The organism is Candidatus Cloacimonas sp., from assembly GCA_039680785.1.
GTDB lineage: Bacteria > Cloacimonadota > Cloacimonadia > Cloacimonadales > Cloacimonadaceae > Cloacimonas.
Map to the genome: position 1 here is coordinate 1 of JBDKSF010000121.1, position 4,525 is coordinate 4,525.

Here is a 4,525-nt window from a genome sequence, read left to right on the forward strand (position 1 = left end):
CAAATCTGGGCACCAATACCCCAAGATCCTACTAACATAACTCAAACCAGTTTTACCGCAAATTGGTCTGCCCCCATTTCCGCAACGAAATATTATCTGCAACTGGCTACGGATGCTTCTTTCCATAACATTGTTCCCGGATATGATAATCTGGATGCAGGTTTAGCTCTTTCCAGAACTATCAGTGGCTTATCCAATGCCAATACTTATTACTATCGCTTGCGTTCATTTTTTGTTAGTGGCTACAGTATGTATTCTCCCTATATGGCAGTAACTCTTTCTGCTTCTGCCACTGCACAACTAAATTCCGGGACAGCTTTAACGGAATATAATTTGAATGCTGCCATTTTACAATTGAATTTGGTTAATACTACCTGGAGCGATAATACTTTGCAGCTAAGTAATTTCACTTTGCATAACGCTCCTATTGGTCTTATTTTGCTAAGTGTTCAATATCTTGATCCCAACAGAGCTCAGCTGCAGTTAAACTATGATAATACCGATTTTGATAGTAATGTTTTGGATTTCAGCGTTACTATAAATGCTTCTGAAATAGATTATGCTTCCAATCTGCAAACCAACGCTTTACCAATTATTGCTTATATAGAAAGTCCTTTAACTATTCAGATCACAGGTCAGCAACTCATTTTGAATATTCAACCGGTTGCTGAAGCGGAAGCTTACTTCGTTTTTTCCAGTGGTAATCCTTACGGAGTATATGTTGATATTAGCAGTGACGGCAATTTTGATCTACTGAATCCAACGCGCTGGAACTGTTCACTGCCAACTGATAATTATAGATTCTATCGGGCGGCGGCTATCAAACAGCCATAAGTTTATCCTTCATACTATGATTTTTCCCATTTGGAAGATTAGCATTCTGAATAGGGCATTGTCAGATTTGGGATGTTTTATCCGCAAATAAAAAAAAGCCCCCTTAAGGGACTTTTTTTATCACTTCAATTGTAAAATTTACTTCTTTACTTCACTGTTATTTAAGGATAAGCGTCTTCTTCAGAGAAGTAAAACGGCTATCAAAACTCAAAATAACTGTATAATCACCTGCGGGGACAAAATTACCAAGATAATCATATCTATTCCAAGTTAACGAGATGTCCTTATAGACGGGACCGCTATAAATTTCTCGCACCAGTTCATCATCTTTGGCTTTAATTTGGATGGTGATATTTTGCGGAGTAGTAACACCTACAGTAATTGAACATTCCTTATCCATAGGATTGGGAGTAATATCAAAAACACGAATAGGGGAATTCCTCAGAGCATACGCTGCCCCGGCAATCATTATTAATACTGCCACCAGCGCTAAAGTAAGCATCGTCTTTTTCATTTTTATAACTCCTTTTAATAATGGACTTTCTTAATGCAAGTTTTATTCCCAACCACCATAAAACTTCTGTTCAATTAGCTTTATGGCACCGATAACTCCGGCTTTATTACCTTCGGATGCTTTATTAACCGTCATTTTGGCACTATGAGCAAGTGGTATTGTAGCCCTAATTTCTTTTTCCATTTCTTTAATACAATATAAATCAAAATCCATAGCTCCGCCACCCATAATTATTGTTTCCGGATCCAGACAAGTGGCAAGATTTGCCAGCGCAATGGACAAAAGATGTTGGCTCCGCTTAATATATTCGTTCACTAAAGTGTCAGTATCTTTTACAGCCATCAAAGCGGGTAAATCCATTTCTGCATAGCGGGGATGTGCTAAAGCTAAACATCGGCGTAATCCATCAACAGAAGAGTATGCTTCCAAGCAACCCAATTTGCCACAACTGCATTTTATGCCTTTATCCACTGCACAAATATGTCCCAGTTCACCTGCATAACCATTCGCACCTTGGAAAATTCTGCCTTCAATTATTATCCCACATCCAATTCCGCTTCCAATGGTTACACCGATGATATTTTGTTTACGCTGAAGAGATGCTTCCGCTAAAGCCATCAGATTTGCGTCATTATCAAAAGCGAAGGGAAGTTTACAATCAGTGGGTATTAATTCTCGCGGGCTGTGATTTACCCAGAATGGCAGATTGGGATTATTTCCGACTACACAACCGGTTAATTTGTCTAAGGTTCCAGGAATGCCTATGCCGATTCCTTTGATAGTATGTAATCCAACCTGGTTGTCAACGGTTTGAAATATTTGCTTCGCAGTAGCTAAGAACTCGTCTATATCCTTCTTTTTCAGGTAGATGGTTTGGAAAAAGTGTAAACCTTCTTTACAGTTGCCCCAACCATATTTAAAACCAGAACCACCAATGTCTATACCCAAAAAATTTTCCATTTACCTGCCTTGTCTTTATCACTTTTGTTTACAGTCAGATAAAAAAATGGGGTGGGTGATGGGATTTGAACCCACAACGCCCGGAACCACAATCCGGTGCTCTGCCGTTGAACTACACCCACCACAAAATTATCTAAACTAACCACAAATGCTTTAAATGGCACGCCAGAAGGGATTCGAACCCCCGACCCGCAGCTTAGAAGGCTGCTGCTCTATCCTGCTGAGCTACTGGCGCTTATAAAAAATTGGTAGCGGCGCAGGGATTCGAACCCCGGACCTGCGGATTATGATTCCGACGCTCTAACCAGCTGAGCTACACCGCCATCAATAATATATATCAGTTCACTATTTTTAGGTGGCAAATCCAATATGTGCACGCCTGTATAAATAGAAACTCTAAAAAAAAGAGTTCGTCTTTTAGGAAAGCCAAACTCCAAAAAATGGTAGCGAGGGAAGGATTCGGACCTTCGACCTTCGGGTTATGAGCCCGACGAGCTACCAGCTGCTCCACCTCGCGTTAACAATTATCCCTTAAAATGTCAGAGGTCATTTCTGTCAAGAAAAATCTTCAAGTGATTTTTCTTCCTGAGGCAAGAGAAAATCAGATTGGGGTATTTTAATCCAAGTTACATTTTGATGACAAAAAAAACTTGACACATAGTATGGAGTTGATTATTATATGCTCAGAATCATACTTAACATAGAGTGTATATTGACGAAGGTGATTACACATCTTCACCTGATTTGAACAAGTCAGGATAGCGTCTGTCATATTTTATGCGTTTAGCCATAAAAAAAATAGGGCAGCAGAAACAACGAAAGAGAAGAACTTAAACACCCGTAATCGGGTTAAAGGAACATTTTATGAACAGAACAATTTTGGAAATCCTGTTCATAGCCATAATGGCTATTGGTTGTATGGCATTATATGCAGGTCCTTATGATACGAACTTGCTTCTTAATCCAGGATTTGAAAGTGGTTTTGATAATTGGACAATTGTAAATGGTGGAAGCGGTTGGATATTATGGGATGGTGGACACAATGAAAGAGCTAAATATGCTGTTTCTTCTTATGAATGGTGCACAAAAAAACAGGAAGTTGATTTGCTGGCTGCGGGTTTTACTGCTGCAGAACTGGATACCGATCCTATAGTAGTTAATTATTCCGAATGGTACAATGCTTTTTGGGGTGGAAAATACTATGTAATAGTTACAGCTTATAATGCAAGTCATTCCACGGTTACAACTTCAACAATAGGTAGTAGTGAAGATCCTATTGTCCTTGCCAATGAAACTGGATGGGGACAGTTTACCGGTTCTTTTGAATTTTCTCCGGGTGTGCGTTATATTGAATTCTTCGTGGGTGGAATGGATACAAGATATTGGGCTGGGCAATATGGAACTGCTTTTGATGATGCTTCTCTTTCTCTACATTATGATGAAAGTACTTTACCCGTGGAACTTAGTTTATTTACAGCCGCTATGTCCACAAACGCTAATGCTATCGAGATTACTTGGATAACTCAATCGGAAACCAATAATTCAGGTTTCCATTTATATCGTTCTTTGGATGATAATTTGGAAAATGCTTCCTTAATATCTCTTTTGATTTCTGATGCTACAACCACGAACGGATCTATGCGCACTTACAAATACAATGATGCGGAAGTTGAACCTGATATACAATATTATTACTGGTTGGAGAGTGTATCTCTGAATGGGGCATCTCATTACTATGGTCCAGTAAACACAATTATCCATTATAATCCGGATACCCCGCCGGTTGTTCCCCAAGTGACTTCTTTAAAAGATGCTTATCCTAATCCGTTTTCTCCCTCTACCACCATTAGTTATTACTTGAAAGACGCTTCATCAGGTACTATTGACATTTATAACCAAAAGGGACAACTGATTCGCAGCCATCATTTCTTTCAAACGGAACCAGGTGATTACAGTTTTGTTTGGGATGGAAGAGATGAATCCGGGAATGAAATCAGCTCCGGCATATACTATTACAAAATGACTACCGGTACTTATACAAGTACTAAGAAAATGGTTTATAGAAAGTGAGGTTTTTCATCAGTTAAACCTACGCACGGTTTCGGTATTAATAAAATAACAAATTCTGCTTAGCCAGAGAGGGGGGGGTATTCTCTTAGTTTGAGATTTTATTAGGCGCACTTAAATAGTTGGCAGAATAAATATTTGAAAGAGTGC

The 4,525-nt window shown here is 39.1% G+C and carries 4 protein-coding genes and 4 tRNA genes; 2 read left to right on the top strand and 6 right to left on the bottom strand.

All coding sequences use genetic code 11. From position 1 onward, the window contains the following. Window positions 1-834 (top strand): ribonuclease (locus ABFC98_08470; protein MEN6446054.1); only part of this gene is annotated, 834 nt, incomplete at its 5' end. 157 nt (window positions 835-991) lie between these two features. Here the strand turns inward: ABFC98_08470 and ABFC98_08475 are convergent. From ABFC98_08475 to ABFC98_08500, 6 genes are all read right to left on the bottom strand, one after another. Further along, complete coding sequence (locus tag ABFC98_08475) at window positions 992-1,348, bottom strand: hypothetical protein (GenBank protein ID MEN6446055.1); 357 nt, start codon at window positions 1,346-1,348, stop codon at window positions 992-994. 42 nt (window positions 1,349-1,390) lie between these two features. Continuing rightward, complete coding sequence (locus tag ABFC98_08480) at window positions 1,391-2,308, bottom strand: ROK family protein (protein MEN6446056.1); 918 nt, start codon at window positions 2,306-2,308, stop codon at window positions 1,391-1,393. A gap of 47 nt (window positions 2,309-2,355) precedes the next feature. Next, window positions 2,356-2,430: transfer RNA gene (locus ABFC98_08485), tRNA-His, on the bottom strand. Between the two features lie 36 nt (window positions 2,431-2,466). Continuing rightward, a tRNA-Arg gene (locus ABFC98_08490) sits at window positions 2,467-2,543 on the bottom strand. Between the two features lie 11 nt (window positions 2,544-2,554). After that, window positions 2,555-2,631: transfer RNA gene (locus ABFC98_08495), tRNA-Met, on the bottom strand. Between the two features lie 118 nt (window positions 2,632-2,749). Continuing rightward, a tRNA-Met gene (locus tag ABFC98_08500) sits at window positions 2,750-2,825 on the bottom strand. 347 nt (window positions 2,826-3,172) lie between these two features. Here ABFC98_08500 and ABFC98_08505 point away from each other — a divergent pair. Continuing rightward, window positions 3,173-4,378, top strand: a complete 1,206-nt coding sequence (locus ABFC98_08505) for a FlgD immunoglobulin-like domain containing protein (GenBank protein ID MEN6446057.1) — start codon at window positions 3,173-3,175, stop codon at window positions 4,376-4,378. Window positions 4,379-4,525 lie beyond the last annotated feature (147 nt).

Coding starts and splice junctions, on each gene's coding strand:
- ABFC98_08475 (MEN6446055.1), bottom strand. CDS start 1,348: ATGAAAAAGACGATGCTTACTTTAGCGCTGGTGGCAGTATTAATAATG.
- ABFC98_08480 (MEN6446056.1), bottom strand. CDS start 2,308: ATGGAAAATTTTTTGGGTATAGACATTGGTGGTTCTGGTTTTAAATAT.
- ABFC98_08505 (MEN6446057.1), top strand. CDS start 3,173: ATGAACAGAACAATTTTGGAAATCCTGTTCATAGCCATAATGGCTATT.